This window comes from Actinomycetota bacterium, assembly GCA_005774595.1.
Taxonomy (GTDB): domain Bacteria; phylum Actinomycetota; class Coriobacteriia; order Anaerosomatales; family D1FN1-002; genus D1FN1-002.
Map to the genome: position 1 here is coordinate 1 of VAUM01000429.1, position 1,374 is coordinate 1,374.

The following is a 1,374-nucleotide window of genomic DNA, read 5'->3' on the forward strand; positions in this document are numbered from 1 at the left end:
GGATGAGCCCCCACATGATGAGCGCGGACGCGAAGAGGAACGCGGTGGCGACGTCATGGAAGTAGTTGTTGAGGATGACCGCGACGGTCAGAGCGGGAGGCACTGCCCCTCCTTGCGTACGAGCATCGCACCGGTTTGTGCCAGTGTAGACTACGCCTAGCAGGATGCGGCTCGAAGGACGTCATGAGCAAGCGCGGTTCCAAGCGGTCAGAGACGCACTCCGAGAAGGGCGCGGGGCGCCCCATGCCGCGCAGGCTCGTCAGCTGGGCGTTCGCGTTCTCCGGAGCAGCGGCGCTCATCTACGAGGTCGTGTGGACCAGAGAGCTCGCCCTGGTCTTCGGATCCACGGTCTACGCAGTCTCGCTGATGCTCGCGGCGTTCATGACCGGCCTCGCCGTGGGGGGCTACGCGGGCGGACGGCTGGCGGACCGCGCGACGTCGTCGGTCAGGCTCTTCGCCCTTCTGGAGCTCGGGGTCGGAGTCTTCGGGGTGCTGAGCATCCCCATCATCCGGGCGCTGCCCACGGTCTACTTCCTGCTGTACCGCGGGGTCGGCGCATCATTCGGCATGTTCCTCGCCGTCCAGTTCGCCACGGCGTTCCTCGTCATGGCACTTCCCACCGTGTTCATGGGCGCGAGCTTCCCGGTCGTTTCGCGTATCGCGACCACTTCGATGCAGACCGTCGGGCACGATGTGGGCACGGTGTACTCGGTGAACACGCTCGGATCGGTGCTCGGCTCGACGATCGCGGGATTCCTGCTCATCCCGGCGGTCGGGGTGCAGTGGACGACGGTCGTCGCCGCGTGCGTGAACCTCGGCGTGGGGCTGCTCATGCTCTCCGTGGACCCGAGACCCGGCAAGCGGGCTGCGACGACTCTCGCGGTCGTGACCATCGCCGGGCTGACCTTCGCCATCGCGCTGGGCGTGGAGGAACCCGTGGTCGCCCTCAACGTGAGGATGTCGTCCACCTCGGACTTCGTGGACCTCGCGACCTTCAAGCGGTACGTCGTCGACACCAAGGTCGAGTTCCTCGAGGACACCGCCCAGGGTCGCGTCGCGGTGCTGCGAACGCCCGACGGCGCGCTCCAGCTGCGGACATCCGGGCTCGTCGAAGGCGCCGGCCAGTTCTTGGACGCGCAGACCACCGAACTGCTCGCACACCTGGCGATCCAGTGCGCCCCGGCGGCCGCCGACGACGTCCTCGTGATCGGCCTCGGCACCGGCTCGACAGCAGCGACCGCGCTCGGCTACCCGATCACCCGGCTCGACGTGGTGGAGATCAACCCCGCGGTCGAGCGCGCGTCGAAGCTCTTCGTCGGTTCGACGCTGGCGGATGACGCACGCTGCCGCACGGTGATCGCCGACGCCCGCCAG

At 68.0% G+C, this 1,374-nt stretch carries 1 protein-coding gene; it reads left to right on the plus strand.

Annotation, left to right across the window (positions count from 1 at the left end):
* Positions 1 to 183 precede the first annotated feature (183 nt).
* Positions 184 to 1,374: hypothetical protein (locus FDZ70_10705; GenBank protein TLM65930.1), on the plus strand; the 1,191-nt coding region annotated here is incomplete at its 3' end.